The following is a 1,370-nucleotide window of genomic DNA, read 5'->3' as shown; positions in this document are numbered from 1 at the left end:
CCGGGGGGCGTGTCACCGGGCGGGGTGGGGAGAGGGTCTCGCCCGCGCGGAACTGTTCGCGTGTGAGGTCGAGTTCGATGCCGTTCGGGAGGCGGTTCCACCAGTGGTAGCCGTGCGGGGAGCCGTGCCGGCGGACGTCCGCGACCAGGAGGTCGCCGCCGAACAGGTCGTTGACGACCACGGCCGTGATGTCGCAGTGGCCCACGGCCGGGTTGTCGGGGCGCCAGTCGGGCAGGTCGTCGGGTGAGCAGGTGTCGGCCGCCCAGCAGGAGCGGAACGCCGTGTCGAGGCCGAGCAGGGACCAGGGCGGCCGGGCGGTGGCGCCGTCACCGGTCATGACGCCGCCCGCAGCATGCGGAGCTGTCCGATCTCCGCCGCGTTCTTCATCAGCTCCGCGTTGACCCACGCCAGCATGTCCGCCTTCGTGCGGGCCGGGTCGTCCGGCCAGGGGAAGGGCGCCGTGGCGTCCAGGTCGGCGTCCGTCAGGGTGTCGAGACGGGCGAGCCACTCCGTGCGCAGGGAGCGGAGCCAGGCGAGCGTGGGTTCGCCCTCGCCGGGCCAGACGACCTCGGTGCGCTCGCGCGGGCGCTCCCCGCGCGCGTGGTCCAGCGTCACGCTCCACCACCAGCCGATGTGCCAGCTCAGCCACGCGATGGTCGGCACCGGCACGGGGTCGGGCTCGGTGTCCGCCCAGTCGGGGACCCAGGCGCCCTCGGGCGTGCGGCGGACCGTCCAGCAGAGCGGGGCCGGCTCCCACAGGAAGTCCTCCGGCTCCAGGCGCTCCAGGTGGTACTCGAACAGGGCCCAGGTCAGGTCGAACTGCCTGCGCAGCAGGCCGAGCCGGCCGTCGGCGGTGGGGGCGGTGGCGGTCACAGTTCCTCGTCGGTGGCGAGTCGCTCCCAGTCCAGGTCCAGCAGGGCCGTCTCCGCGTCACAGCCCGAGGGGATGCGCGTCGTCGGCTGGAACCAGGCCACGGTGAGGCGGGAGCGGTACAGGGCACGGTCGTGGCCGGGATCGAGGGCCTCGGAGCGGAAGTGCCCCACGCAGGTCACGGCGGGCAGCACCTCCACCGGGCCGAAGGCGCCCGAGAACTGGTCGGGGTACTCGCGCGCCGGCGGGATCAGATGCACCGGGACGCCCGGGTGGGCGTGTTCGGCGGACCGGACCAGCCCGGCGATCGCGAGGTCGTTCAGCGGTTTGCACGGGTATCCCTCGAGCACGCCCCCGTACGTCGACGACAGGCGCAGCTCGGTCAGGTCGACCGGGCGGCCAGAGGTGAGGAGGACGCGGGAGAGTGCCATGGTCGGCACTTTAAGGCGCTGGTGCATGCGGGTCTTTCGAATTTCGGGCGCGTGCGGGGGGTGGGGCGT

General features: G+C 73.4%; 3 protein-coding genes. All 3 read right to left on the bottom strand.

Annotated features, from left to right (window positions below; translation table 11 throughout):
• On the bottom strand, window positions 1–337 hold a 337-nt coding region (locus CCN29_RS25125; protein ID WP_086684636.1), incomplete at its 3' end, for a YunG family protein.
• Entirely contained in the window at window positions 334–873 is a 540-nt protein-coding gene (locus tag CCN29_RS25120) for a DinB family protein (protein ID WP_031018229.1), read from the bottom strand. The genes CCN29_RS25125 and CCN29_RS25120, both read right to left, overlap by 4 nt.
• Entirely contained in the window at window positions 870–1,301 is a 432-nt protein-coding gene (locus CCN29_RS25115) for a hypothetical protein (RefSeq protein WP_006136217.1), read from the bottom strand. The genes CCN29_RS25120 and CCN29_RS25115 overlap by 4 nt, the downstream gene beginning before the upstream one ends.
• Between the last annotated feature and the right edge of the window lie 69 nt (window positions 1,302–1,370).

Source organism: Streptomyces pseudogriseolus (genome assembly GCA_002154585.1).
Taxonomy (GTDB): Bacteria; Actinomycetota; Actinomycetes; order Streptomycetales; family Streptomycetaceae; genus Streptomyces; species Streptomyces pseudogriseolus.
Note: the sequence above shows the minus strand (reverse complement) of the source record. Positions and strands in the feature narration are given on the sequence as shown.